Raw genomic sequence first — 22,734 nt, 5'->3', positions numbered from 1 at the left:
TTTCTTGCATACGACTATTGCTATCATTTCACCTCTCTTTCTGAGTGTGAATGATACAAAGACATTCACTTATAGTTAATAAATGCTCCCATACCAGTGATTTCTAGTTAATTGTGCTCTTTTACTATTTTTTATATATGATTTTTTACCCCTTCCTACTATCCAAGACATTGACAAAGATTACTTCCTATAATATTTTGTATCTTCTAAAATATTGAAAGTGAGGGGATGACATGTGCGTATAGTAGATATATTTCAGCAATTACCAAGCTTAGATGGTTTTACGCAAATAACCAAAGTCCACAAAGGCTATTCTTCTGATACTAAGTATCTCGTAACTGTGGGAGAAACGCGCCATTTTGTACGATTAGCAGATGTAGCGCATCGTGAAAAACGCAAAAATGAATTTATGTTGCTACAAAACAGGGTGTAGAAACGCATAAAGCGATTGACTATAAGGTGCTGCAAGAAGCCCATTTAACCGCAACGGTTGTTCGTTTTTTAGAAGGAATACCCGCGGATGATGTCATCCAGCAATTCCATCTCGGTCTTGCTGCTGGGCAACAATTGAGAAAAATCCATCAAGTGAGTGCTCCACCAAGGCTCAATTGGGAGGCGACACAGCGCAAGAAATTCTCTGCTTATTGGAAGGGCTACTAGCAAGGTTCCTATCACATACCACAGGAAGCAAAACGATGAAGCTTTATTGAGGCACATCTGCCACTGCTAAAACAACGACCTATGACCCTTCTTCATGATGATTTCCACCTTGGTCACATCATTTGCCAACAGCACTCATATAATGGAATTATCGATTTTAACGGCTACGACTTTGGTGATCCTTATCATGACTTTTATAATCTTGCCTTATTTAGTAGACGTCACAGCATCCCCTACTGCATCGGGCAAATCAATGGCTATTTTTCGGCTACTCCAGACGATACATTTTGGCAGCTTTATGCCTTATATGCGGCAATGACGGTCTTTTTTACCATTGTTTGGACACGCCAATATGACCCACGTTCTTTTGACGATGCGTTAGCAAGAATTCACTTGATATTACAGGGTCATGATGACTTTTCATCAACCAAGCCTTTATGGTATTCGGACGATTTTACGCTCTCTAATAATGCTAATATTTTTTGACGTTCCGCTGCAAAATCCATTGTTGGCTGTTGATCACATAGTACTTCCTCTTCATGACGCTGATGAAACCACTTCGGAATGATTTCTTGACGTCTGTTAACTTGCTGCCGTGCCATCTGTTGCTTGCGTGCCTGAAATCGCTGCTGCTCGATGGCTATATCTGCCATGCTTTTTATTTTTTTGCTGTACCAATTTTGCAAGATCTTTTCTACATAGCGCCAGCGTAATACATTGTGTTCCACGGCTAGCTTCATCGCATGTATAACCATTTCCTCCGTACAAATAGTAAGCCAATGACAGATTCTCTCACCAATATGGGCAGTTTGTGCACCAAAGCCTTGTTGTGAAGTGCTCCCCGTCAAGTAGACAGTGGAAATAATAAAAATACTTTATGCGGCTTGATCCCTGAATTCCAAGGGGCTCAAGCCGTTTAATTTTTCTTGATAGCGCTCTAAATTATAAAACGAAATGTATCCTACAATTGCTTTTTTAAGCGCTTCATATGTATCATATTTATTTAAATAGTATTTTTCGCATTTGAGCGTACCCCAAAAAGCCTCAATTGGTCCATTATCGATACAACGTCCCACTCTAGACATACTATGTACCATCCCGGCATCATCTATCATCCGTTTGAAAAATTTTGAAGTATATTGATAACCACGATCGCTATGAATAAGTGGATGCTCATCCTCTTTTAATTTTTGTATAGCTGGTATCATCGTTTGAAAAACAAGTTTGTTGTTATTCGAATGTCCTAATACATAACTTACAATCGAATTATCGTATAAATCAATAATGGCGCTTAAATAAGCCTTTTTGCCATTTCCATATTTAAGCTCCGTGACATCTGTACACCATTTTTGATTAGGTTGATCTGCTTTGAACTCGCGACTGAGTATGTTTTCTGCTACATAATCTAGATTCGATTTACGATATTTTTTTCGTTTTCTACGGATCACCGATTTTAATCGACACATTTTCATCAAACGATAAATACGTTTTTTATTTACCATCGGTAAATCTACTTTTTCCCGATGGCGATTGATTGTAAGTGTGATGCGTCGATATCCATAAATCCCATCTACTTGTGCATAAAGGTACTGAATTGATTCTAGAAGCTGTTCATTCTCGATTTCTCGTGCTGATGGATGACGGTTCAACCACTTATAATAAGCAGCACGTGTAACACCGGCAATTTCACATAATAAAATGATTGGCAATGCTTCCTTCGCCGCTAGTTCTTGAATGACAATATAACGGTTATGTATACGACTTTTACTTAACGTCGCCTCCTTTCGATTTCCTCTAACTTTTTTAAGAAGAGATTTTCTGCACGTAATCGTTCATTTTCGCGTTCCATACGTTGGATTTCTAAACGAAACTTGTCTTCAGTGCTTAACTCTTCTTCTAACTTTGTACGGCCACGGCGATCTTGTAAACCTAATTCCCCGGATTTTTCGAATTTTTTTACCCATTGATATACTTGTTGGTAAGAAATCGCATATTGTTCAGCTGTTACTTGATAATTCTTTTCGTTGGCAATACAAGCTTGTACTATTTCAATGCGCTCCTGTACTGTTGTTTTTCTTCCTTTAGTCATAGTTTGGCTCATTCCTTTACTCGAATCTTTTAATTCACTATGACTAGTATACTTTTTAATCCAATTTCGCAAAACGGATGTGCCAGAAAGTCTATATTTTCTAACAGTTTCTCTTAATGAATAACTTCCTGAAATATAGTCTTGAACAGCTGCTAGCTTTATTTCTTTCGGATATGTATTATGATTTTCACTTCTATTAAGACTTTCCTCTCCAAAAAACAAGTAATTATTTTGCCAATCTTTGATTGTTCTTGAATCAACTTTATACAACTCGGCCACCTCATTAAGAGTGAAATGGCTATTTTCATAGAAATTTAGAATTTCTAATTTTTCTTCTTTTGAAAAGCTGTATTTTCTCATAAAAAAACCTCCCCAATAGGCAAACAGATTTTATTTTTTAATCTGTCTACTTATTGGGGAGCGTATCATTGCTCGTAAAAGTGATAGACAGAGGGTGCAGATTGTTTATCATCATCTATATTTTTTAGTAATTTATTATTTAGTAATTCATTATTTAGTAGTGTGGGCTTTTCCGTTTGTGGTGCTGCCGTTGACGGATTTCCCGTTGACGGCATGGCAGCAAGTGCCGGAGCTTCATATACGAGAAACTCCACCTTACCGAACTTACCATCTTTTGTTCTCTCTTGAATTTTTTGAAGATAACCCGTCTGTATCAGCTCGTCTACAATTCGTGCAGTCGCTTCTCGTCCACATTTACTGCGGGTTGCTAAATCGGCAAGACTGAAAAACCAATCATCTGGTAAGGACAGCATATAAGTAAGCAGCCCCTTCGCCTTCCAGCTTAATTGATCATCATTTAAAAACCCCTTGTCCAAGACAACGAAATTCTCCTTTTTGGCTACTCTATAAATCATTATGATCCCCTCTTTCTGTCAAATTCCCTTTCTTATTATATAAAGGGAATTTTTCGAAAAAGGGACATAAAAAAGAACATGCCACAACAGCATGTCCGAATTTTATTGATAAAGCTCTTGATAAACGATTACTTTTAACGCAGCAAGCTCTTCATCCGACAATTTTCCTTCAACCATTTGCAGGGCTTCTTCTTGTGTCATCGAGCCATCTTGCAATTTCACACGAATGTCGTTTAAATCCGTAATTCCCACTTTTTGAATTAATACTTTGGTCGCCTCTTCTTTTGTCGTAAACGGCAATGTACTGCTATCGACCGTTTTTGCCTCCTCCATATAGGCTTTCAATTGAGGGTCATTTTCAATGGCATTTTTGATTTCTTCCTTTTGTCCACTGCTTTCTAATTCCGTTGACAGGGTATCTACAATTTTTTCAGAGGCAAATTTTGTGCCGAAATGCAACACACCATACCCAGCCACGCCAAGGAAAATAATAATCACTACTAGAAATTTAATGAATCTCAAATTCTCACTCCTTTACCCACGTTCATCATACTATATGGAGCAGGTCGTTGAGAAATAATTCTCCCTAGAAATTATGTAAAAAAACCCCATCAATCGATGAGGTTTACTTCACATATTTCAAATACTTTCGCACAAATTCCACAATGTACAGAACTTCCTCCTCTGTCATCGTCAGAAGCTTACAAACACGTTGGAGCCTAGCAGGTGATGTTATTTGCTGGCGAACTTGATGAATATACATATATTTACATTTACGTGGATTTACTTTATCTCGTATTTGCTTGTAGCGAAGATAAGCATAACGTGCAAAGGCATTGAGCATCTCCCGCTCCTGCTCATCACGCTCTTTCTTTCTGGCAGCCTCATCAATGATGTCCGTGTCAAATGTCCGTGTACCATCTGTTAATTGCATAGTACCACCTCTCTATTACAAATGTACTCATCCACTATTAAATGCAATAAAAAAAGCCACACCTAGGGTAGATGTGACACGTTTTATGAATTTTATATGTCCGATTATTAAGAGCGCTTCCTTCGTTGATCTCGCTTCTTCAACATATAGCGCGTGATCCCAAGTGTGATTACAATTTCATTAATTAACAGGAATTGAAAACCATTTGCATGTGCATTGCGCCAATCATAAATACCCCAAATAATTAGTGTCAAAAGAACAACAGCAAGTGTGTATCTAGAAGCTTCTGGGTAATAATCTTTGTCTTCATCCATAGCACGCGACATCCTTTCTATTAGAGGTGAGTAGATTCTTATTTTGATGGATAGAACGCTTTTTTTTGAGCGATAGAACTACTCTAAGTGAAGTGTTCATCTAATCTGGTGGATAAAACGCATATATCGAGCGATAGAAACCTTTTTTTTGATTGATAAAACTTCTCTGATTGGATTGTTCATCCAGATTGATGGATAGAACTCTAAATGTAGTGGATAGAACACATATATTGAGCGATAGAAACCTTTTTTTGATTGATAGAACTACTCTCAGTGGAGCGTTCATCCAAACTGATGGATAGAATTCAACATGTGGTGGATAAAACGCATATATTAATCGATAGAAACCTTTTTTTGATCGATAGAACTACTCTCAGTGGAGCGTTCATCCAAATTGATGGATAGAATTCAACATGTGGTGGATAAAACGCATATATTGAGCGATAGAATACTTATTTTGATGGATAAAACTCTTTTTTCGAGCGATAGAACTGCTCTGGTCGGAGCGTTCATCTAGATTGATGGATAGAACTTAAAATGTAGTGGATAAAATGCATAAACTGATCGATAAAACGCTTTTTTTGATTGATAGAACTACTCTAAGTGAAGTGTTCATCTAATGTGGTGTATAGAGCATGTTGATCGAACCTCTATTTTGATCGATAGAACTACTTTGAATGGAGTGTTCGTTCAGACTGATGGATGCTTCAGAGATAATAGGCGAAGATGGCTACAATAATGTTGGGTAAGGCTAATAGTGACGCGTTAGTCATCATGCGATTACGTTCGTTTCTAGCTTCTTTTGTTTCTGTAGCGAGATTGGCTCGTATTCTATCTCCGCTCGCTATCGCTCCTGACATTACTATCGAGACAAAGATGAACACTCCGCCTAGTATCCCTGAGAGCAAATGCGCTTGCTCGGTACCCCATATGAAGATGGAACATACAACACCTAGAATCGATAATATCGTGCCAATGCCTACATACTTCATTTTCAGCCCCCCTTATTTTATTATACGGCTAACATCTCCTATTTGTTTCAATAATTCCAAAAATTACATGCATTATATAAATGAGAGTGGCCATCCTTTTACGGGCGTTTTTGCAGGAGACTTTCTGTACTTTAACTAAACGCTCCTTTATTACAAAAATACGCTATTTGATTGATGCTTAGTATAGTATAATCGCCAAACGTTCATAGTAAGTATGGTGTGAAATTCACACCGAATCATACGACGGAGGGATCAATTTATGAATGGAATTCGTGAAGGTTTAATCCCTACTATCCTAGGGTCGGCTGTTACTGCTGCTGGATATGCCATGAAGCAAAAGCATGGCTCTAACAAAATGGTGGCCAATACCATCTTTGGTTTTGGGCTAGCACACATTGTGTTAGGAGCTATTGACCTGGTAGAGCATCGTCGTTAATAAGAGAAGAGCACTGCACGTGCTCTTCTTTTTTTGAATATTTTTCTATTCAATGATAGTATTGTCATAAAATAAGAAGGAGTATGATTATGGCTACCATTGAAGATTTTATAGCACTTGATATACGAATTGGCACGGTTTTAGAGGCAGAGGAATTGCCAAAAGCGCGTGTTCCTGCGATTAAAATGACCATTGACTTTGGTGAAGAGCTTGGCATTAAACAGTCTTCTGCACAAATTACCAAGCGTTATACACCGGCGCAAATGATTGGGAAGCAAGTAGTGGCGATTGTTAATTTTCCTCCCCGTCGTGTCGCTGGTTTTAAGTCTGAGGTGTTAGTTATTGGTGGAGTGCCTGTAGAAGGCGATGTGATCCTGTTAACACCTGATCAGCAGATACCAAATGGCACAAAAATACAGTAAAGAGCCTTTGCATTACGCAAAAGGCTCCTTTTTATAAATGGGGATCCATATTTCACTTGTAAATGTTGGTGAGGAGAAATCGGTGCTTGCATGGCGTACGATTTCAGGGCCAGCTACTTGCTCATAGCCAGATGATGGGAACCATTCGGCATAGATGCGGCCCCACATTTCCTGTAGTGTTTGCGGAAATGGTCCGACCGCTTCAAATACGGCCCACGTACACGCAGGTACATCCAACTCTGTAAAGTGGTGGGTAACTTTTTCTGTTGTGGCTACTCCGATATAATGGTCGAGTTCCCCCTTTTCTTCCATTCTCCCTTCTGAAAAGTTGGTGGAGGCTTGGATTATCCCCTTTGGTTCGATATTGGACAGCTTTTTCAGTTGCTCAATGTCCGCCATTGTCAAAGAGCGAGCCAGCTCTGTTATTGCTTGATTTTCTCCTTGAAAAACAATTGGTACTCTTTTCATGAGTCCGATAATGTGAAATGCTTCTTTTTGCTCGAGTCGGTAATTCATTTCACTACCTCCTTTAATAGTAAGTTGGAAGGTCATCCGTGGAAAAGCTTTTAAGATTTGACCACTTTGCCTCGCCTCGGAAGGTGTGATGCCGTGCATTTGCTGAAAGGCTCTTGTAAAAGCATCTGCGGAGCGATAGCCATAACAAATGGCAATATCAAGGATTCTCCTAGAGGAATTCGACAGTTCTAGAGCGGCAAGTGTCAACCGCCTACGACGAATATACTCGGACAACGATACTCCTGCTAGAAAGGAAAACATTCGTTTAAAATGATAGTCCGAGCAATAAGCTATTCTTGCAGCCTCTTTTAAGTCTATTTCTTCTGTTAGATGAGCTTCAATATACGCTACTGCCTCATTTAATCTTGTTAAAGAATCCATATCCATCACCTTCCTTATCACTACCTTAACAGGCATAACAATACGACATCCGACAATTGATGCACCATTTAGTCGCCTTTCAAAAAATAATCTATCGAACAGGCAAATAACTAACTTTCGAAGCTATTTTCTCATATATATAATAGTGTAAAGCTAATTTTTTAGCCTTACACCTCCTGACTTGATACTTAGGGTCACTGCTCGCACGGTGGCCCTATCCATTGTAACCAGCAATAGCTTGCGTGGGAATATTTGTAAAAAATCCTTATAATAGAAGAAATCTTGATGCAATGTAATTTTTATAAATTAATCAATACATACCCATACTTCTATTAATTTTTAAATTTTCTGTATATACCATTTACTACTATTATTAAATATAGCCAAGCGATCTTTTTTCAAGCATACTATGCGCTTTATTTAAGGGGATTTTTGAATATTCAGGGGCGTTTTAGCATCGTATGTACTGTAGTAGGATGATTTTCAATCCTAATATGAAATGACCAAGAACCTAGATTCTTGGTCATTTTTTGTTAGCGATAATTATGATGTGTTGGTTTAAATAGTGCTTCATCGGCGTTGCGCACAAGTGAGAAATGATCCACATTGTAATGGCCATGTAAAATATCGTTATGATGTGCAATAATAGCTTCCGGTGATAAACAGTCGGAGCCGTTAGTGGAATGACCTTCTGCCACTAATGTGACATCAAAGCCATGAACGGTTGCTGTTTTTACTGCTGTATCCACACAATGCTCGGTTTTGCAGCCCATCATCACTAAATGTTTAATGTCATTGGTCTGTAGATAGTCCAGTAAGCCCGTTTTGTAAAAAGCATTCGTTGCCAGTTTATCAAAGAAGACAGCTGTCGTTGGAACTTGGATCGCTGGATGTACTTGAAAGCCTTCCCCTTCGCCACCTGCTACATCTTGGTCACGGACAAAAATAATATGTGCCTGGGCTTCGGCGGCCTTCTGGATGACGGCATTGATTGTCTCAAGTAATTCGTTTTTCTGATAGACGGCTTGTTCATCCTGATTACCCTCGATTAGTTCTTGCTGTGCATCAATCACCACTAGTGCTTGCTTCAAAAGCATCTCTCCCTTATTGTTTGCTAACAATATTTTACCATTAATAGTCAGTTAGTTATACTATTTTTTAACCTTGGAAACGGTTATGCCATCCCCAATTGGGAGAAGGATGGACTCAAGCTGTGGATGATTAGCGATCGTCACATTGAATTTTTTCATGATGGCTGTATAACGCTTTGGTGTAGCCTCAGGGTCTACTACACTGCCCCCTGCAAGGACATTGTCTGTCACAATTAATGCACCAGGGTTTGCCAGCTTGATGCACGCCGTTACATAATTTTCATAATTATCCTTATCGGCATCAATAAAGAACAAGTCAAAACGTCGTCCATCTGCTACTAGCTTTTCCAGACTGTTTAATGCAGGGCCCGTCAAATAGGTAACCTGCTTCTCAAAGCCTGCCTTGGCAAGATTTTTAGCAGCAAGCTGTGCATAGCTTTCATCTAACTCTAATGAAGTCAATGAGCCTTCTGCATCCAATCCTCTTGCCAAACAGATGCCACTATACCCACCGAGCGCACCGATTTCCAATAAAGCCTTAGCTCCTGTAATCGATACGAGCATCGTCAGCAGCTTCCCCGAGGATGGTGACACGGAAATGGCAGGCATACCTTTTTCTGCAATGGAGGAAATAACATCCTCTAACAGCGTATCCTGCTGATAAAATACCGTATCAATATAATTATTCATTTGTTTCATGCACATTTTCCTCCTGTAGACTGTCAGCTGCTTCCGTTGTTTCACCTTCCTGAATGTCAAATAGCTGGCTAAATTCTTGGATGACCATGTCAATCGCTTTTAATTCCCCTATCAAAATTTGCTGAATCGATTGAAACTCAGGCTGCTCTAATTGCTGTTTAATCGTTGCTCGCTTAACATGTAGCATTTCTAAAAATGAAATGGCCTTGCCTCGTCGGAATGTTTTCGCTCCTCGCTGTGCTGCACCATCCATGCCTCTATGACGTCCTCCACGGTGATGTCCTTCTCGCATATGTTCTCTAAATCCAGAACCTCTCATTATAAAAACCCTCCTTTTGTATACAAATGTATACATTTATTTAAACCAATTGTATACATTTGTATACGAAATGTCAATTAACATATTGCTTTGCTAGTCAGACATATGCTAGAAAATAGGCAGGTGGAAATGGAGGTCAGTTGATTGAAAAGGATTATAAAATATGTTTTGGGAATCGGTACTTTATTGATACTGTCAGGCATATTTTTGATTGGGGCACAATCTCACTATAATCAGCAGGAAATTAAGATTGCTAGTAAGCTATGTCTTGAAAATGGAGGCCAGCCAAAAATCGTACGAGATTATTTGGCATTGAATTATTCCTTTTCATGTCGAAAGGACTGAGGTTGTACATAATGCGGGCAGTGGTATGCTAGAAATTCAAGAAATTTTAATCTATTTCTCGGGCAAATGGCTAGCAAACAAAATTACTTTTTCATATGTATAGTAGTGTAAAGCAAATCTAGCCTTTCCAAAGCTCTCCTGTTTTGAGGTCACTTTCCCCTGAAGGTGGCCTTTTTGCCATTAAAAAAAGACGTCATGTAGACGCCTTTAATGTTTGATCGATATCCTCAATCAACCTATCCACTTGTTCCTTTGTGATCTTGATGACATATAATTCTGTCGTTTCGATTCCATCATGGCCTGTTAGGTGTTGAGGATATTGACAGTTATTTGATATTTCTTTGTCCATACAATCACCTCTTCAATGATATATTCGACATAAAGTATAGCAAACCTTCTATAAAAAGGAAAATATCAGTATATTTTTTCACTCATCTTGAATATTGGATTGACTGTTGATATGAAAAAAAGTTAAAGCAATAAGTTCATTTAGACTATTTGCTTACCAAATTTCGCAATTTTTTTGAGATAGAATGTACCCATAAAAACTAGAATACTTCCATAAACTTTCAGCATCACATTTCTAACAGGCGCCTCTTCAATCGTTGTACTGAGGAATGTAAGTCCCACGACAATGATAACCATACCCATGATGGTATGAATAATTTTCATCTCTCATTCCCCTTTTTAATACGCAATACCTACCCGTGTCTTCAAAAATTCCTCACTAAAGATTTGTTGATAGGCAAAGTCTGCAGTATCTGCTACTGAAATTTGAGTACCACCCTCTGGCAAGAAATCACGTTCGATTCGGTAGCTCCCTGTCAAAGCCCCATTAGGTAGATAAGTAGGACAGACAATCGTCCAGTCCCTATCAGACTGCTGTAATTGTTCGAATACATGTTGGTGCTCCTGTGCGGCAAACGTGGATTTTTGTTTAGATTCAGTCGATTGATAGCGGAGAATCGTCGGTGTAACACGACTTTGTAAAATCCCTGCTGTTCCAATTGTAATGATTCTTTTCACCTGTTGTTGTGTCATCGCCTCAAGTATTAACGGTAAACTGGCCGATAATGTATTGCCACCATCTGTATTTAATGCACTGACCACCACGTCCACATTAACCATTGCCTGCTCAACATCCTGCCTATTTAAAACATTTCCTTGAATAACACGCAGTTGTTGATGATGTTGCTGTATTTTATCAGGGTCACGGACCAATATAGTGACCTCGTGCTGATCCTTTAATGCCAGCTCAACCATATGGCTACCTACACGTCCACTCGCCCCTAATACTAAGATTTTCATTAATCTCACCTCTTTTCTAATTATAGCATGCTTTAATTTCCCTTTATATGTAAAAGGAGACACCTATCCAATGTGCCCCCCTCTCGGCTCATTTAGCCTCTAGTAGCTGGACATTAACCATAAATAGAGGGATATTGTTTTTTCTGGCTAGCTCATCGATGATGGATTGAATCTCACTTTCTGTACTTACATCAATTTCTTCGCCATTGTGTAATTGAATCGTGATGACCTGATGTTCTGGCGAGTCTATTAAATAGCCAACAGTACTATCAGGGGCGTAGCCTACCTCTCGTATCGCCTGCAACACCTTTTTCGTAAAATCTGTAGTCTGTAATTTTTCGCCAAGCTCCTCTGCATAGGGAGTTGAGCTATTGGCACTGGTCGCTGTGGTTAAAGGCTGCCTTTGTACAATCAGCAATGAGATCACTACTATTAAGCACATGAAAAGAAAGAAGATTTGCAGTATTCTCTTCATACATTCACTCCATTTCTTCATGAAATTAACAGGCAGAAGTCTAGCAATCTTTTATCCTGAAAACTGTTAGGGTTATCACAATTATCTATGGCTATCTCTCTCTTGATTTTTCAAAAAATAATTTTAAGCTGTCACAAGGGGCAATTACCAAGAAGTATCGTTCATCACTTCATAGATTATAAGTGTAAAGGTTAGCGCTACCATTACTAAAAAACTAACAAAAAGGGAGATTAAAAAATGCAAGATAGTAGATTTAGCCATTATATGAATTGGAATAAGAAAAAAGAAAAGTGCTGTGAACAGTATGTAAAATGTAATTGTCATTTACAGAAGAAATGTGAGCACAAAGTAGAAGAATGCAAGTGCAAGCATAAATATGACCAATATAAATGGGAACATAAACGGGATGGATGCAAGTGTTGGCAAAAAAATGTGCCATGTCAGCGGGAACAAAAGCATAAGCACTGCCATTGCAAAAAAGAGGAAAAATACTGTAATGAAGAAGATTATTACTACGAGGCGGAGCATGCTAAAGATCACCACTGTAAAGGCTGTATTTGTCATCAATTAAAATGCCTGTCTACTGGTGCTTTCGTAGATGTTATTTTAGCAGGTGGCGGTAGCTTTGCGGGTATTTATTTTATCAGCTTAGATCCTAAAACTTGCTGTGCAACATTCTTTGAGGTAGCCGGTGCAGCCGCGTCACCACTCATCATCGATTGCCAACAAATTATCGCCATTAGAAGCGCCAATCTGGCGTAAATGTTCGAACGCCCTATTGGATACCAATTCATATACTATAAATCCTACCACTACTAGCACATTTGATCTTCTGCCAGGTTATTTGACTCAAACCTGGCAGAATACATTTTTTTCTATTATGCATTCACAATCACTTTGACAATGGGCTCTAGTTTTCCTCTATTGACATCGCCAAGATAATCAACATCTACTACGACAGCTCGTGGCTCAAAACGTTGAATACATTCTATGAGGCGAGTTGTGTTCAGCTTCTTTATACGTTGGAAGGGTTTACGAGTTTCACACTTGATCGCATATTCTCGAAGCGGACAAGGGATCGTAAACGTTGATAAAATAAATGCTACATTTTGTAAAATGCCTTCCACTCCCGTAGCATTTCCATTAACATTACTTAAAGCCGTTACTTGATGTGTCATACTATCAACCTTTCTTCTACGTTCATACAGTTTAATTGGCCTTGGAAAAAGAGCACTTTGTTATTTATGCGGGCAAATCAAAAATTATGAACATTTGTTTTTATGTACCCTCAGTTATTTTTATTCAAACAACCTCTTCGTTGATAGTTTGACAGACAAGCTTAGCGAGTAATGGCATAGTATACAACATACAACCAACTAAAACAGCCATGGATGATTGCCCAAATAATCGAATGATGGACACTCCATGAAATCGTTATCGCTAAAACTGAACCAAAACCAATGCCATTTTTTACGACCGTTTTATGCTCCACTTTTTTCACCTTCTTTGTTCTTTTCACCTCTCCATCTTGCCAGCGCAACATGTTTTCCTCCTATCGTCAATGATGTTTATGCATGAGCGAACAAGGGCATCCTGAAAGAAAGGATGTGATGTTATGACCGTTTTCATGCTGGCTACCACTATTGTGATCCCGAGCCTTATGGTTTATCTACAGCTCAAATGGGCGACTTTTCGCCTGCTGTTCAACATAGTAGGAATCATCGCTGCCATACTTTTCAGCACGATTGCTGCTACTTCTATAACGCACATTATTGTTGAGGATGCGGTTTTTATGACAACGATTCATGCGGTTTTCTTAAACCCTCTTTTTCTATTGACAGGAGCGTATCTCGGCTTATACTTGATTAACCGAATCATCGATTGGACTGTTCGTGAAAAAGGCAAGCCCTCTTCCCTTCAGTAGAAATCGCAATAGACGCGCCAAGTCTGCGTTGTTGGATTGTAGAAAAAATAAAAATTGCCATGATCCACAATGTTCAATCGTGCCTTCGCATCCGAGGCAATTTGGAGGACAAATGGTGTATCCTCTCCAAAATCATAGCCACTCTGACAGAAGCTTGGGTAGCCACCGATTTTATGAAGCGGATAAAGGTCTTCTACGATATCCTCAAAATATTCCAGCTCCTCTTCACGCTCCAAGGTCAAAATATCTTCTTCTATTTGAAGCGGTATACCTCCCCCATCCCATACTGGATAGTCATTCGTAATAAGCTTTGGTTGGAGAGGAAATGCACGAATGCCATCATGCTGCCATTCACGCTTTACTAAACCTTCCAATGTCGTGTATGTTCTAATATGAAAATAAGGACTAAGATCATCCTCCATTAGATGATCCAAAAGACGTTCATCAACAAACAGTGTGACTAATTGAAAAGGTTTTAGCGCTGCTGGTACATAGGGTAGATCTTTTAAAAAGAAGGTAGCAAGCGGCTGATAGCCAGATGGTGGTTGTTCCTCCTCTGGTAAAGACCAGCCGACATAGCCAATCCAGCTTTCCAATAAATCATGTGTCGGTCGAATACCACCTGTTTGAAAAATCGTGGCCTGCTTTGCTAGTTGCGCACGAATATATTCAATTGTCATGCGCTAGCTCCTTCTGGCGACAGCAGCAGTCCGTTGTATGATCATTCACCATGCCAACTGCCTGCATAAAGGAATAGCAAATCGTGCTACCGATAAATTTAAAGCCGTCCTTCTTTAATTGCTTGCTCATACGATCACTAATTTCTGTCGTCACAGGTACATCTTTTATAGATGCCCATTCATTCATCAATGGCTGGTGATCAACAAAGCCCCAAATATAGTCAGAGAATGAACCGTATTTTTCCTTGATTTGTAGATAGGCTTTCGCATTTGTCACCACACTAGCAATTTTTAATTTATTGCGCACGATTCGTGTGTCTTGCTGTAATGCCTGTAGCTTGTCCTCTGTATAATGTATAATTTTTTCCACATCGAATTGATCAAATGCCTCACGGTAGCCTTCACGCTTTTGTAAAATCGTCCACCAGCTTAGCCCTGCCTGTGCTCCCTCTAGACAAAGCATTTCAAATAAATGCTGATCCTCATAGACTGGCACTCCCCACTCCTTGTCATGGTATGCCACATACAAAGGCTCATCTAACTTGACCCAATCACATCTTTTCATTTTATTCCCTCCATTTTATGTATCTCTTACTTAATGGCTGTCATACAGAGCCACCCTTTACTCGATTTTTCCGTCACATAGACTGTTTGAAAACCCGTCCGTTCTAATAATTGCTTCATTGCAGTTGGTGTTTGATAAGCTTCCATATGGTAATTCATTTTATATAGCTCTGCTATAATAATAAATTTCCCTCCGTTTTTCAGCACCCGCCATACTTCCTTGACATCCTGTTCCAATGATGGCCAAAAATAATGTGTTTGAAAGGCTGTAATGGCATCAAAAAATTGATCCTCGAATGGAATGCTTGTCACACTCGCCTCTTTAACCATCACTTTGCCACTGGCGACACGTGCTTCATTCAGCTTGATGGATTCCTTCACTGCCTGCTCAGAAATATCTATACCATAGATTATACCATTTGGATTCAAATTGGATAGAATTTGAAGTATTTTTCCGCCCCCGCATCCAATGTCTAACACACGATCCCCATCATTGATGGCGCCTTGCCGAATGAGCCATGCATACATACCTCGATGGGCAATATTCATCATCCGTAGCATCCATGAGCCAATCCAGCCATTAGGTTTTTTCGCTTGTTCAATTAACGTTTGTAAGAGTGACATTCAGTAGATTCCCCCTTTTTCAGTACTGGTGTTAAAATAGAAAATGTAACATTAGTGGAAGCTCTTACTAGTTTGTACGTGCTAAAAATCGTTTCGTTTCATTTTTTTCCAGGGGGGGATTTTATGATCAAGCAAGCAACACAACAGGATGCTCTAGCAACAGCCACATTAGCCTTACTGCTTTGGCCCAATCATTCACTAGAGGCATTTGCCGAACAGATGGCTCAGCTCTTAAAGGAAGACAACGCCGCTATTTTTCTTGCCTATGACCAGGATAAAGCCATTGGATTTGCTCAATGCCAATTGCGAACGGATTATGTAGAAGGTACTAACTCTAGCCCCGTAGGCTATTTAGAAGGTCTTTTCGTCATGGCAGATTATCGACAGCAAGGCTATGCAAGACAGCTTGTAGCGCACTGTGAGCAATGGGCAAAGAACAAAGGCTGTCAAGAGTTTGCTAGTGACTGTGAATGGCACAATGAAGAAAGTTTACGCGTCCATCTACAACTCGGTTTTACAGAAGCCAATCGCATTATCTGCTTCACAAAAAAATTATAAAAATGGCTGACAAAAAAATCACAGGTGCTTTGTGCAGCTCACCTGTGATTTTTCGTTGCTTTTTAGTTTAGATATGTATTGTTGGAAATATTTCGTTCGCGCTCATCTATGATTAAATGGATCATTAATGCGAGTTGTTGTTCGATTCGCATATTGTTTAAATGTAAGATATCAGCAATCACATTCTTTTGCTTTTCTGCTAACTCAATCCCCTCTAGCAGCAACATAATTTCTTCTTTTGTCAGCCCAAACATACTCATATCACCCCAATATCTCTGTCATTTTATTATTGTAAAATCATTACACACATTTCGCAAATAACGTATAATTATCTTATCCCATGAACCATTTTTACTAATTATAGGATAAAACATCGTAAATAATCAATCTCTTATCGATTATTATTTAATAATTTTTTTACATTTTATTTATACTTTATTATTTTTATCATAACTTTTACAAGGATTTGTATAGCTTTTCCATTAAAATATTCAAAATATTACAGAAATCGCAGGATGACATCTATTCTATTATAAAAATAATCATGCATTTTGTCGAATTATCATGTTTTTTTGCACAAACTCAAGGTTTTTTAACTGCGCAAACATATTCCTTTACCCACTTTTCATATGAATAAAACCTATTTTCTCCATTCCATAAAAAAAGTAATTTCAAAATTGAAACTACTTATCTTATTTGTATAATCGGCTTTTATATTATTTTTTTAATATCATGTTTCGGGATTTCTATCTTATTGTCTTTCATCACCTGCATACCCTCAATTGAGGAAACCTTGGACGCTGCATCCTTTTGCCATGTCCCTGTATGAACTTGCCCTTGCACAAATAATTGACTATTTTCCTGGACCACAGCCGGAGCCTTTACTGCATGAATATCCGTATGACGCATCTCCATTAATGATTTATTGGACAATGCTAAAAATGGTCGAGCTGCCTCATCCACCGTACAATGTTCAATACGTCCCATTGATTGATCTGACCAAATCATGGCATAAGGACTTTCTTGACCGTCTTTAAAATAGCTATGAGCTACTTCAAAAATGGCATCAATACAAGTAATGCCATTTCCTTGCATTTGTTCAAAGGTACAATACTGTGTAAATAAACGGGCATTGTTTATATAGATGTGATGGCTTTGCAGCTCTCGAATCATTGTATGCTGCATCATAATCTTGGCATGATCATTGCCATAAATACCACCCGATTGTCCGAATTGAATGGTAGATTGACGAAGCTGAAGTCCACTGGCATCCACAATGATATGGAATTGCTGATGATTTTGGATTTGACATTCCGTCAACGAAACATCTGCTTCATCGACAACCGCTACACCCACAGCCATGCCATTTCGGATGTGGCATTTACGAAATTCTACCTGGCTATTTTCAATCAGAATCTGTGCCTTCACATGTCGATAAAATTGACAATCATATAACTTCGCTTCCGTTTTTTCACCAAGGTAAAGACCGTGACCTTGCCCATCTGAAAAGATTGAATCAGCAATCATTAGCTCACTACGATGGACAACCATATTCGTATCGAGATGCTCTTTTATTTCACAGCCATCCATCCGCAAAGTCGTGCCGTCAAATAGCTGAATTCCTACCCCTTGCCCCTGATGAACCAGACAATTCGTCATAGCCATTTCACTCGCTGCTGCAATGATTTGTGCCTTGGCATGCCCATGAATCTCACAGTCCTCCAGCATCAGCTTCACATGACGAATGGCAAAAATACCATGCTTTTTCCCCTCCAGCAGCATACAATTCGTCAACGTCAGCTCACAATTTTGGGCAATGATTTGGGCCTTCACATGATGCTCAAATGTCGTGTCAACGAGGATCACACTTGAACCATTTGCCACCCGCAGCCCAAAATGATTTAGCGATGTCGCCAGCACAGCACAATTTTTCATCAGCAAACTACCATAGCTCACCATCATCTGTGTCCGAATCAATTGCTCCTCAATAATACAATTTTCTAACTGTAAATCCCCTTTGATATATAGCCCCTGACCTTGCCGAAACCGTAAATTCCGCATATCCACATGGGTTTGATAGCGAATAAAAACGCCACCCTTGATGGTCACATTCCCAACCCCATACAACGTCAGCCGCTTGGAAATATCCAAGCTCTCCTCATAAATTCCATCCCGAATCTCAATCATATCGCCAGGCATTGCCTCTTCAATTGCCTGCCCGATACTTTGATACCGATGCATAATACTCCTCTTCACCACAAGTACAGCCATTTGCACACTCCTTAGCCTAAAAAATGATCGTACCCTATTTATATACCGAACATGCTTATGGTTATTCAATTTTGTACAAAATTGCTGCAATATGCATGCATTCACATGAAAGGTTTGACATTTTAATGAATGTGTACGGTTTTTGGGGAATAAAAAATGAACAGCGATTGTAGGTCAACTGACCCCACCTTTTGCTGTTCACCTTTTTTATTTATCTGTGATGGCTATTTAGTTTTAAAGAATAGCACACTCTTTATGCAGTAAGTGACCGATTCACTCAGGCAGTTACGAGGGGCAGGAGATTTCAATCGACACTCTCCATACAGAGAGTGACCAAGAGGCAGTTATTGCAACTGAAAGAGCTATCATTTCAATCCACACTCTCCATACAGAGAGTGACGTAATTTAGTTATTCCAAATCCTCACCTTGTAGCTATTTCAATCCACACTCTCCATACAGAGAGTGACGTTTTCAATCATTTGCTCTAAAGCTAAAATAAGGATTTCAATCCACACTCTCCATACAGAGAGTGACAAAACTCCACTGATTGAAATAAAGCTTGCTATTAATTTCAATCCACACTCTCCATACAGAGAGTGACGGGACGTTTACTAAATGATGATGGCGTACCATATATTTCAATCCACACTCTCCATACAGAGAGTGACCAACCTATTACTTTGAAAAAATCAAATCTAATTGTATTTCAATCCACACTCTCCATACAGAGAGTGACGAAAATCAAATGTTCGCAGACACTGCACCTCGTATTTCAATCCACACTCTCCATACAGAGAGTGACCGTATCCGGATTGTTCGATCCCTTCTAACGTTTATTTCAATCCACACTCTCCATACAGAGAGTGACGGTCGTGTCAGACCTGTGTTACCACCACCAGCAACATTTCAATCCACACTCTCCATACAGAGAGTGACTCTTATATGGTCTTAGATAAATCCAAATAGCCTTTGATTTCAATCCACACTCTCCATACAGAGAGTGACCTACGGACAAAGCCTGCTAGACGGGTGTTTCAAATTTCAATCCACACTCTCCATACAGAGAGTGACGTATTAACAGATGTAGCCGTAGTCGGTAAGCTTTTATTTCAATCCACACTCTCCATACAGAGAGTGACACTTATACCACTTTAGATGGTAATGTATCTATCAATATTTCAATCCACACTCTCCATACAGAGAGTGACACTGGCGAGGATAGTTTTATATAAAGGATTATTAATTTCAATCCACACTCTCCATACAGAGAGTGACAGCGAAATTTCATTAAAAAATATTATTTTTAATATAATTTCACTAAATTATTTAAATATGATCTTTCTTTCTACTCATCAAGATAGTAATTTTGATTAAACTCTTAACAAAAATAGGTGCGGATCTTCTAGGGATTTTATGTTTGCTTTGCATCCGCACCGAAATGATATTTATAAAATTATGGTGTCCTCCACATTAAACGTTTCTTTGGCACCAATGTGCATGACTTTTGATTTGTAGTTGTTGCCAAGCTGATAAAAGCGTAGGCTATCCAAATCTACATCAATAATTGCCTGAAGTTCAAGTTGAAGTTGCTTAAATTGTGTTGCATCGACTACACATTCAAAAACGGAATTTTGAACACGTAGGCCATAATTTTCACAAGTTTTTGCTACTTTGCGTAATCGTTTTTGACCAGCAGCCGTTTTCGTGACTACATCATATGTGACTAATACTAGCATGATCAAACCTCACTTCCATAAAAAGGGTGGGTATTCTTCTAAATCACCTCGTAGATATCGTGCAAGTAGTATAGCTTGCGCATGTGGTACAAGACCCCAATTTATTTTTTCATTTAAGTAGGGATGTGTTAAGCTTTCTTGCTTTCGTTCTTGCCAAGCTTTGATAAATTTTTTGCGACCCTCATCTGTTAGCAAGACAGCACCATTTTCTTTTTGTACAAAATCAATTGGCTGCATAATCTTCTTATTAATAAGTTTTAACACAAAGCGATCGGCCATAACACTACGCAATTCCTCCATCGTATCAAGTGCAAGTGAAGCACGTCCTGGGCGATCACGATGTAAATATCCTACGTATGCATCTAATCCTACCGTTTCCAATGCAGACGCTACATCTGAAGCGAGTAATGTATAAGCTAGGGATAATAAAGCATTGACATGGTCTGTTGGAGGGCGTCGATTACGATTTTTAAAAACAAACGTCTCTTTTTGTTGTAATATCATTTGATTAAAGAGCTTAAAGTAAGCTGTTGCTGCCTGCCCTTCCAACCCTCGTAATCTCTCTAAATCCTCTGCCTGTAACACTTCTTTCATTGTGGTAGTAAAATCACGAGAAACCTGTTTAAAAACAGGAACATCTAATCGCAACGGATAATCACGGGCCATACGCTCTACTATCCATTTCTGGTTAGAAATTTTAGCAAAAATAAAATTACGAGCAATTTTGGCGCTTTCCATTTCACTTTCTGACAACCGATATTGTGTTTTCCGAAGGATTACATTTCCTTTGCTTTCTCCAACAATCCGTGCTAAAAATTTTCCAGACCGCGATAAAAAAGTTAAATTAATATTCAGTTCTGCACACGCATGCATTAATTTCGGACTTGCTCCTGCATATCCAAATGTACAGATGGCTTCAAAATTGTGTAAAGGAAATCTCCCTAATTGCTGTTCTTCCTGTGTAATGACCACATTTTCTCCTTTTAAAGATAGATAAATATCAGGGGTTGTAATAAATAGCGTATTTAATAATTTCCGCATTATAAATACCTCTCCATATAACGACGAACAGTTGTTGATGTCATTAACTCTGGTAGACATAAATTTTGTAGCGAGCAACTCACACAATGTTTACCAGTTTTAACTTTTGGTGTATGCTTCCGCTCGAAATAGCGATGCATCTCTTTAAACATAGACCTCACATCTTCCTTCATCTCATTCGTAATTTCGACTTTTACACGACGCTTTATTTCATCGTAAAATAAATAGGCAAAGGGAATCTCACAAACTAACATTTCCTCTAGACAAATAACTTGTGCCACTAGTTGGACAATATCTTCCTGTCCTTTCTTTTGTTTGCCACGTTTATATTCAATAGGTATAGGCAAATAACAGCCTTCCTCACCCTGGATAGGTACACCATTTGGATGTTCAAGAAATTCCACCACATCACATATGCCATTTGTTTTTAAAGAATGCGAGCGAATAGGCATCGCTCGCACAATTAATTTATTTCCACGTTTTTCACGCAAAAAGGGTTGATCTGCTTTTTCATGTACATGCTGACCCTCAATTGTCAAAACATTTTCAGCCCACTGTTGTTCAATGTGTATCAGCGCCCATTGTCTAGGACAAAATTGAAAATGTTGAATCCCTGACAGCATTAAATAGTCAGCATCATCATTTTCCATCCAACTCATAAACTTCTAACCCTTCTAAAGGTTCTACAGAAATTGTTAAATCACTTAATGACTGTCCTTCTACATGTAATGAGCGATGAACTTTGGCAGATGAGTATTGGCCAAGCTTAGAATTATGCTCCCACCAAATCACCTTATGTACTTCCAATGAGCCCTCTGGTCGGGCAGAAGAGGCATCATTTTCAAATAATGAAATCAGTGCTTCTTTTAATTTTTCAGCATCTGCATTCGAAAAGCCTGTTTTTTCTGCTAATTGTGTATTGATGCTGCCAAAAAATTTGTAAATTCCAAAGTCTACACGGTGCTTCATTCCCATTGTATCAGAGCCTTTTTTATCACCCGTCACTGAGTTAACACTTTTCGTAATCTGAATACTTGTAATATCAATTGGTGCAAGGCTCAATGCTGTATGGATAGAGACTGGTCCACGTACGCCAACTGATAGCGAATCCCCTTTAAAAGCAAAGACTTGTCCAAATGCCCTTACATCAAACCATGTCTGACTTGCAATCGTAGCATACACATCGGCATTTCCCTTTTTATCTGCTTTAATTTTTTTCAACTCGGGAATGGCTTCTGCCCGATCATTTAAACTTTTAAAACCATCGTTATTACGATCATCGGATTGGACAAATATAGCCTCTCCCATATCTTGAAGCCGATTGCGCAATTTCCTCTTTATACATACATCTGATACTTCACCGTAGCCATCATAATTTTGACGTGGTCGATTCCCGTTTAGTGGATCTCCGTTAGGGTTAGCATTTTGTACTGAAAACACTACTGCAAAATCAATTTTATGGTCTAATGTTGTCATGGA

The 22,734-nt window shown here is 38.9% G+C and carries 35 protein-coding genes and 1 CRISPR repeat array; of the genes, 9 read left to right on the top strand and 26 right to left on the bottom strand.

Features of this window, described 5'->3' with window-relative positions; translation table 11 throughout:
- Positions 1-235 precede the first annotated feature (235 nt).
- The 3 genes from V6670_RS10215 (at position 236) to V6670_RS10205 (ending at position 1,146) form a co-directional block, all read left to right on the top strand.
- Positions 236-433, top strand: a complete 198-nt coding sequence (locus tag V6670_RS10215; RefSeq protein WP_338654014.1) for a hypothetical protein — start codon at positions 236-238, stop codon at positions 431-433.
- 26 nt (positions 434-459) lie between these two features.
- The gene (locus V6670_RS10210) at positions 460-660 is read left to right on the top strand and encodes a hypothetical protein (protein WP_338654012.1); all 201 of its coding nucleotides are present in this window, start codon (positions 460-462) and stop codon (positions 658-660) included.
- A gap of 81 nt (positions 661-741) precedes the next feature.
- Positions 742-1,146 carry a phosphotransferase gene (locus tag V6670_RS10205; RefSeq protein ID WP_338654010.1) on the top strand — a complete coding sequence of 135 codons (405 nt, stop codon included), beginning with the start codon at positions 742-744 and terminating at the stop codon, positions 1,144-1,146.
- On the opposite strand, the gene V6670_RS10200 is transcribed toward V6670_RS10205, so the two are convergent.
- From V6670_RS10200 to V6670_RS10170, 7 genes are all read right to left on the bottom strand, one after another.
- Positions 1,068-1,508 (bottom strand): DnaD domain protein, encoded by a 441-nt coding sequence (locus V6670_RS10200; protein ID WP_338654008.1) that lies wholly within the window; start codon positions 1,506-1,508, stop codon positions 1,068-1,070. The genes V6670_RS10205 and V6670_RS10200 overlap by 79 nt on opposite strands.
- 27 nt (positions 1,509-1,535) lie before the next feature.
- A protein-coding gene (locus V6670_RS10195; protein ID WP_141905954.1) for an IS3 family transposase occupies positions 1,536-3,109 on the bottom strand; the annotation gives its coding sequence in 2 pieces (ribosomal slippage) (positions 1,536-2,467 and positions 2,467-3,109; 1,575 coding nt in all).
- 65 nt (positions 3,110-3,174) lie between these two features.
- Entirely contained in the window at positions 3,175-3,624 is a 450-nt protein-coding gene (locus tag V6670_RS10190) for a helix-turn-helix domain-containing protein (RefSeq protein ID WP_338654006.1), read from the bottom strand.
- Positions 3,625-3,726: 102 nt separating this feature from the next.
- Positions 3,727-4,146: a hypothetical protein gene (locus tag V6670_RS10185; RefSeq protein WP_338654004.1), complete on the bottom strand. Its 420-nt coding sequence runs from the start codon at positions 4,144-4,146 to the stop codon at positions 3,727-3,729.
- Positions 4,147-4,249: 103 nt separating this feature from the next.
- Positions 4,250-4,558: a hypothetical protein gene (locus V6670_RS10180; protein WP_036122729.1), complete on the bottom strand. Its 309-nt coding sequence runs from the start codon at positions 4,556-4,558 to the stop codon at positions 4,250-4,252.
- 107 nt (positions 4,559-4,665) lie between these two features.
- Positions 4,666-4,872 (bottom strand): hypothetical protein, encoded by a 207-nt coding sequence (locus V6670_RS10175; RefSeq protein WP_338654000.1) that lies wholly within the window; start codon positions 4,870-4,872, stop codon positions 4,666-4,668.
- A 707-nt stretch (positions 4,873-5,579) separates the two neighbouring features.
- On the bottom strand, positions 5,580-5,864 hold the full coding sequence (locus V6670_RS10170) for a DUF5316 domain-containing protein (protein ID WP_271913176.1): 285 nt from the start codon (positions 5,862-5,864) through the stop codon (positions 5,580-5,582).
- Between the two features lie 259 nt (positions 5,865-6,123).
- Here V6670_RS10170 and V6670_RS10165 point away from each other — a divergent pair, with 259 nt between their 5' ends.
- Positions 6,124-6,300 (top strand): hypothetical protein, encoded by a 177-nt coding sequence (locus tag V6670_RS10165; protein ID WP_004228639.1) that lies wholly within the window; start codon positions 6,124-6,126, stop codon positions 6,298-6,300.
- Positions 6,301-6,389: 89 nt separating this feature from the next.
- Complete coding sequence (gene csaA / locus V6670_RS10160) at positions 6,390-6,722, top strand: chaperone CsaA (protein WP_141903240.1); 333 nt, start codon at positions 6,390-6,392, stop codon at positions 6,720-6,722.
- 12 nt (positions 6,723-6,734) lie between these two features.
- Here csaA and V6670_RS10155 read toward each other — a convergent pair whose 3' ends face one another.
- The 4 genes from V6670_RS10155 to V6670_RS10140 form a co-directional block, all read right to left on the bottom strand.
- Positions 6,735-7,619, bottom strand: a complete 885-nt coding sequence (locus V6670_RS10155; RefSeq protein ID WP_338653987.1) for an AraC family transcriptional regulator — start codon at positions 7,617-7,619, stop codon at positions 6,735-6,737.
- Positions 7,620-8,152: 533 nt separating this feature from the next.
- The gene (locus tag V6670_RS10150; protein WP_338653985.1) at positions 8,153-8,710 is read right to left on the bottom strand and encodes an isochorismatase family protein; all 558 of its coding nucleotides are present in this window, start codon (positions 8,708-8,710) and stop codon (positions 8,153-8,155) included.
- 60 nt (positions 8,711-8,770) lie between these two features.
- Positions 8,771-9,409, bottom strand: coding sequence for an O-methyltransferase (locus tag V6670_RS10145; protein ID WP_141903237.1), 639 nt, complete (start codon positions 9,407-9,409; stop codon positions 8,771-8,773).
- Positions 9,393-9,728 carry a hypothetical protein gene (locus V6670_RS10140; RefSeq protein WP_338653981.1) on the bottom strand — a complete coding sequence of 112 codons (336 nt, stop codon included), beginning with the start codon at positions 9,726-9,728 and terminating at the stop codon, positions 9,393-9,395. The genes V6670_RS10145 and V6670_RS10140 overlap by 17 nt, the downstream gene beginning before the upstream one ends.
- 144 nt (positions 9,729-9,872) lie before the next feature.
- Here V6670_RS10140 and V6670_RS10135 point away from each other — a divergent pair, with 144 nt between their 5' ends.
- A complete protein-coding gene (locus tag V6670_RS10135; RefSeq protein ID WP_036128927.1) occupies positions 9,873-10,073 on the top strand; it encodes a hypothetical protein in 201 nt (66 codons plus the stop codon).
- A gap of 193 nt (positions 10,074-10,266) precedes the next feature.
- Here the strand turns inward: V6670_RS10135 and V6670_RS10130 are convergent, their stop codons facing one another.
- The 4 genes from V6670_RS10130 to V6670_RS10115 all read right to left on the bottom strand — a co-directional run bounded on the left by V6670_RS10130 (position 10,267) and on the right by V6670_RS10115 (position 11,823).
- A complete protein-coding gene (locus V6670_RS10130) occupies positions 10,267-10,422 on the bottom strand; it encodes a hypothetical protein (RefSeq protein WP_170829804.1) in 156 nt (51 codons plus the stop codon).
- Positions 10,423-10,562: 140 nt separating this feature from the next.
- Positions 10,563-10,745 carry a hypothetical protein gene (locus V6670_RS10125; RefSeq protein WP_338653977.1) on the bottom strand — a complete coding sequence of 61 codons (183 nt, stop codon included), beginning with the start codon at positions 10,743-10,745 and terminating at the stop codon, positions 10,563-10,565.
- 15 nt (positions 10,746-10,760) lie between these two features.
- Positions 10,761-11,381: an SDR family oxidoreductase gene (locus V6670_RS10120; RefSeq protein ID WP_338653975.1), complete on the bottom strand. Its 621-nt coding sequence runs from the start codon at positions 11,379-11,381 to the stop codon at positions 10,761-10,763.
- A gap of 88 nt (positions 11,382-11,469) precedes the next feature.
- The gene (locus V6670_RS10115; protein WP_338653973.1) at positions 11,470-11,823 is read right to left on the bottom strand and encodes a hypothetical protein; all 354 of its coding nucleotides are present in this window, start codon (positions 11,821-11,823) and stop codon (positions 11,470-11,472) included.
- Positions 11,824-12,093: 270 nt separating this feature from the next.
- Between V6670_RS10115 and V6670_RS10110 the strand changes: the two genes are divergently transcribed.
- Positions 12,094-12,618, top strand: a complete 525-nt coding sequence (locus V6670_RS10110; protein ID WP_338653971.1) for a hypothetical protein — start codon at positions 12,094-12,096, stop codon at positions 12,616-12,618.
- Between the two features lie 116 nt (positions 12,619-12,734).
- On the opposite strand, the gene V6670_RS10105 is transcribed toward V6670_RS10110, so the two are convergent.
- Together V6670_RS10105 and V6670_RS10100 are read right to left on the bottom strand one after the other, a co-directional pair.
- Positions 12,735-13,034: a hypothetical protein gene (locus V6670_RS10105; protein WP_036128937.1), complete on the bottom strand. Its 300-nt coding sequence runs from the start codon at positions 13,032-13,034 to the stop codon at positions 12,735-12,737.
- A gap of 161 nt (positions 13,035-13,195) precedes the next feature.
- Positions 13,196-13,399 (bottom strand): hypothetical protein, encoded by a 204-nt coding sequence (locus V6670_RS10100; protein ID WP_338653969.1) that lies wholly within the window; start codon positions 13,397-13,399, stop codon positions 13,196-13,198.
- Between the two features lie 72 nt (positions 13,400-13,471).
- On the opposite strand from V6670_RS10100, the gene V6670_RS10095 reads away from it, so the two are divergent.
- The gene (locus tag V6670_RS10095) at positions 13,472-13,780 is read left to right on the top strand and encodes a transposase (RefSeq protein ID WP_141903231.1); all 309 of its coding nucleotides are present in this window, start codon (positions 13,472-13,474) and stop codon (positions 13,778-13,780) included.
- Here V6670_RS10095 and V6670_RS10090 read toward each other — a convergent pair.
- The 3 genes from V6670_RS10090 to V6670_RS10080 are packed head-to-tail and all read right to left on the bottom strand — an operon-like array spanning position 13,774 to position 15,648.
- Positions 13,774-14,460, bottom strand: coding sequence for a DUF1963 domain-containing protein (locus V6670_RS10090; RefSeq protein WP_036128942.1), 687 nt, complete (start codon positions 14,458-14,460; stop codon positions 13,774-13,776). The genes V6670_RS10095 and V6670_RS10090 overlap by 7 nt on opposite strands.
- A complete protein-coding gene (locus tag V6670_RS10085) occupies positions 14,450-15,025 on the bottom strand; it encodes a DNA-3-methyladenine glycosylase I (RefSeq protein WP_271913157.1) in 576 nt (191 codons plus the stop codon). The genes V6670_RS10090 and V6670_RS10085 overlap by 11 nt, the downstream gene beginning before the upstream one ends.
- Positions 15,026-15,051: 26 nt before the next feature.
- On the bottom strand, positions 15,052-15,648 hold the full coding sequence (locus V6670_RS10080; protein WP_338653963.1) for a class I SAM-dependent methyltransferase: 597 nt from the start codon (positions 15,646-15,648) through the stop codon (positions 15,052-15,054).
- Positions 15,649-15,771: 123 nt separating this feature from the next.
- Between V6670_RS10080 and aac(6') the strand changes: the two genes are divergently transcribed.
- Positions 15,772-16,206 carry an aminoglycoside 6'-N-acetyltransferase gene (gene aac(6') / locus V6670_RS10075; protein WP_338653961.1) on the top strand — a complete coding sequence of 145 codons (435 nt, stop codon included), beginning with the start codon at positions 15,772-15,774 and terminating at the stop codon, positions 16,204-16,206.
- 62 nt (positions 16,207-16,268) lie between these two features.
- On the opposite strand, the gene V6670_RS10070 is transcribed toward aac(6'), so the two are convergent.
- The 6 genes from V6670_RS10070 to cas7c all read right to left on the bottom strand — a co-directional run bounded on the left by V6670_RS10070 (position 16,269) and on the right by cas7c (position 22,731).
- Entirely contained in the window at positions 16,269-16,466 is a 198-nt protein-coding gene (locus tag V6670_RS10070; RefSeq protein WP_338653959.1) for a hypothetical protein, read from the bottom strand.
- A gap of 451 nt (positions 16,467-16,917) precedes the next feature.
- On the bottom strand, positions 16,918-18,447 hold the full coding sequence (locus tag V6670_RS10065) for a right-handed parallel beta-helix repeat-containing protein (protein ID WP_338653957.1): 1,530 nt from the start codon (positions 18,445-18,447) through the stop codon (positions 16,918-16,920).
- Positions 18,448-18,778: 331 nt separating this feature from the next.
- Positions 18,779-19,753: a CRISPR direct-repeat array (repeat unit 33 nt; unit sequence ATTTCAATCCACACTCTCCATACAGAGAGTGAC).
- Positions 19,754-19,923: 170 nt separating this feature from the next.
- Positions 19,924-20,214: a CRISPR-associated endonuclease Cas2 gene (gene cas2, locus V6670_RS10060; RefSeq protein ID WP_141903225.1), complete on the bottom strand. Its 291-nt coding sequence runs from the start codon at positions 20,212-20,214 to the stop codon at positions 19,924-19,926.
- Positions 20,215-20,223: 9 nt separating this feature from the next.
- Positions 20,224-21,255: a type I-C CRISPR-associated endonuclease Cas1c gene (gene cas1c / locus V6670_RS10055; protein ID WP_338653955.1), complete on the bottom strand. Its 1,032-nt coding sequence runs from the start codon at positions 21,253-21,255 to the stop codon at positions 20,224-20,226.
- Positions 21,255-21,905 carry a CRISPR-associated protein Cas4 gene (cas4, locus tag V6670_RS10050; RefSeq protein WP_338654574.1) on the bottom strand — a complete coding sequence of 217 codons (651 nt, stop codon included), beginning with the start codon at positions 21,903-21,905 and terminating at the stop codon, positions 21,255-21,257. Before cas4 ends, cas1c begins: the two co-directional genes overlap by 1 nt.
- Positions 21,895-22,731 carry a type I-C CRISPR-associated protein Cas7/Csd2 gene (cas7c, locus tag V6670_RS10045; protein ID WP_338653954.1) on the bottom strand — a complete coding sequence of 279 codons (837 nt, stop codon included), beginning with the start codon at positions 22,729-22,731 and terminating at the stop codon, positions 21,895-21,897. Before cas7c ends, cas4 begins: the two co-directional genes overlap by 11 nt.
- Positions 22,732-22,734: the final 3 nt, after the last annotated feature.

The organism is Lysinibacillus sp. Y5S-8 (assembly GCF_036894365.1).
Taxonomy (GTDB): Bacteria; Bacillota; Bacilli; order Bacillales_A; family Planococcaceae; genus Lysinibacillus; species Lysinibacillus fusiformis_D.
This window is presented reverse-complemented; position numbering and strand designations above follow the sequence as displayed.

What these genes read in the sequence shown, in the direction of transcription:
- csaA (WP_141903240.1), top strand. Translation starts at nt 6,390, where the DNA reads ATGGCTACCATTGAAGATTTTATAGCACTTGATATACGAATTGGCACG.
- V6670_RS10120 (WP_338653975.1), bottom strand. Translation starts at nt 11,381, where the DNA reads ATGAAAATCTTAGTATTAGGGGCGAGTGGACGTGTAGGTAGCCATATG.
- cas4 (WP_338654574.1), bottom strand. Translation starts at nt 21,905, where the DNA reads ATGGAAAATGATGATGCTGACTATTTAATGCTGTCAGGGATTCAACAT.
- V6670_RS10130 (WP_170829804.1), bottom strand. Translation starts at nt 10,422, where the DNA reads ATGGACAAAGAAATATCAAATAACTGTCAATATCCTCAACACCTAACA.
- V6670_RS10090 (WP_036128942.1), bottom strand. Translation starts at nt 14,460, where the DNA reads ATGACAATTGAATATATTCGTGCGCAACTAGCAAAGCAGGCCACGATT.
- V6670_RS10125 (WP_338653977.1), bottom strand. Translation starts at nt 10,745, where the DNA reads ATGAAAATTATTCATACCATCATGGGTATGGTTATCATTGTCGTGGGA.
- cas1c (WP_338653955.1), bottom strand. Translation starts at nt 21,255, where the DNA reads ATGCGGAAATTATTAAATACGCTATTTATTACAACCCCTGATATTTAT.
- V6670_RS10170 (WP_271913176.1), bottom strand. Translation starts at nt 5,864, where the DNA reads ATGAAGTATGTAGGCATTGGCACGATATTATCGATTCTAGGTGTTGTA.
- V6670_RS10100 (WP_338653969.1), bottom strand. Translation starts at nt 13,399, where the DNA reads ATGTTGCGCTGGCAAGATGGAGAGGTGAAAAGAACAAAGAAGGTGAAA.
- V6670_RS10110 (WP_338653971.1), top strand. Translation starts at nt 12,094, where the DNA reads ATGCAAGATAGTAGATTTAGCCATTATATGAATTGGAATAAGAAAAAA.
- V6670_RS10080 (WP_338653963.1), bottom strand. Translation starts at nt 15,648, where the DNA reads ATGTCACTCTTACAAACGTTAATTGAACAAGCGAAAAAACCTAATGGC.
- V6670_RS10180 (WP_036122729.1), bottom strand. Translation starts at nt 4,558, where the DNA reads ATGCAATTAACAGATGGTACACGGACATTTGACACGGACATCATTGAT.
- V6670_RS10095 (WP_141903231.1), top strand. Translation starts at nt 13,472, where the DNA reads ATGACCGTTTTCATGCTGGCTACCACTATTGTGATCCCGAGCCTTATG.
- V6670_RS10205 (WP_338654010.1), top strand. Translation starts at nt 742, where the DNA reads ATGACCCTTCTTCATGATGATTTCCACCTTGGTCACATCATTTGCCAA.
- V6670_RS10085 (WP_271913157.1), bottom strand. Translation starts at nt 15,025, where the DNA reads ATGAAAAGATGTGATTGGGTCAAGTTAGATGAGCCTTTGTATGTGGCA.
- cas2 (WP_141903225.1), bottom strand. Translation starts at nt 20,214, where the DNA reads ATGCTAGTATTAGTCACATATGATGTAGTCACGAAAACGGCTGCTGGT.
- V6670_RS10155 (WP_338653987.1), bottom strand. Translation starts at nt 7,619, where the DNA reads ATGGATTCTTTAACAAGATTAAATGAGGCAGTAGCGTATATTGAAGCT.
- V6670_RS10070 (WP_338653959.1), bottom strand. Translation starts at nt 16,466, where the DNA reads ATGAGTATGTTTGGGCTGACAAAAGAAGAAATTATGTTGCTGCTAGAG.
- V6670_RS10145 (WP_141903237.1), bottom strand. Translation starts at nt 9,409, where the DNA reads ATGAAACAAATGAATAATTATATTGATACGGTATTTTATCAGCAGGAT.
- V6670_RS10175 (WP_338654000.1), bottom strand. Translation starts at nt 4,872, where the DNA reads ATGGATGAAGACAAAGATTATTACCCAGAAGCTTCTAGATACACACTT.
- V6670_RS10190 (WP_338654006.1), bottom strand. Translation starts at nt 3,624, where the DNA reads ATGATTTATAGAGTAGCCAAAAAGGAGAATTTCGTTGTCTTGGACAAG.
- V6670_RS10115 (WP_338653973.1), bottom strand. Translation starts at nt 11,823, where the DNA reads ATGTGCTTAATAGTAGTGATCTCATTGCTGATTGTACAAAGGCAGCCT.
- cas7c (WP_338653954.1), bottom strand. Translation starts at nt 22,731, where the DNA reads ATGACAACATTAGACCATAAAATTGATTTTGCAGTAGTGTTTTCAGTA.
- V6670_RS10065 (WP_338653957.1), bottom strand. Translation starts at nt 18,447, where the DNA reads ATGCATCGGTATCAAAGTATCGGGCAGGCAATTGAAGAGGCAATGCCT.
- V6670_RS10165 (WP_004228639.1), top strand. Translation starts at nt 6,124, where the DNA reads ATGAATGGAATTCGTGAAGGTTTAATCCCTACTATCCTAGGGTCGGCT.
- V6670_RS10105 (WP_036128937.1), bottom strand. Translation starts at nt 13,034, where the DNA reads ATGACACATCAAGTAACGGCTTTAAGTAATGTTAATGGAAATGCTACG.
- V6670_RS10140 (WP_338653981.1), bottom strand. Translation starts at nt 9,728, where the DNA reads ATGAGAGGTTCTGGATTTAGAGAACATATGCGAGAAGGACATCACCGT.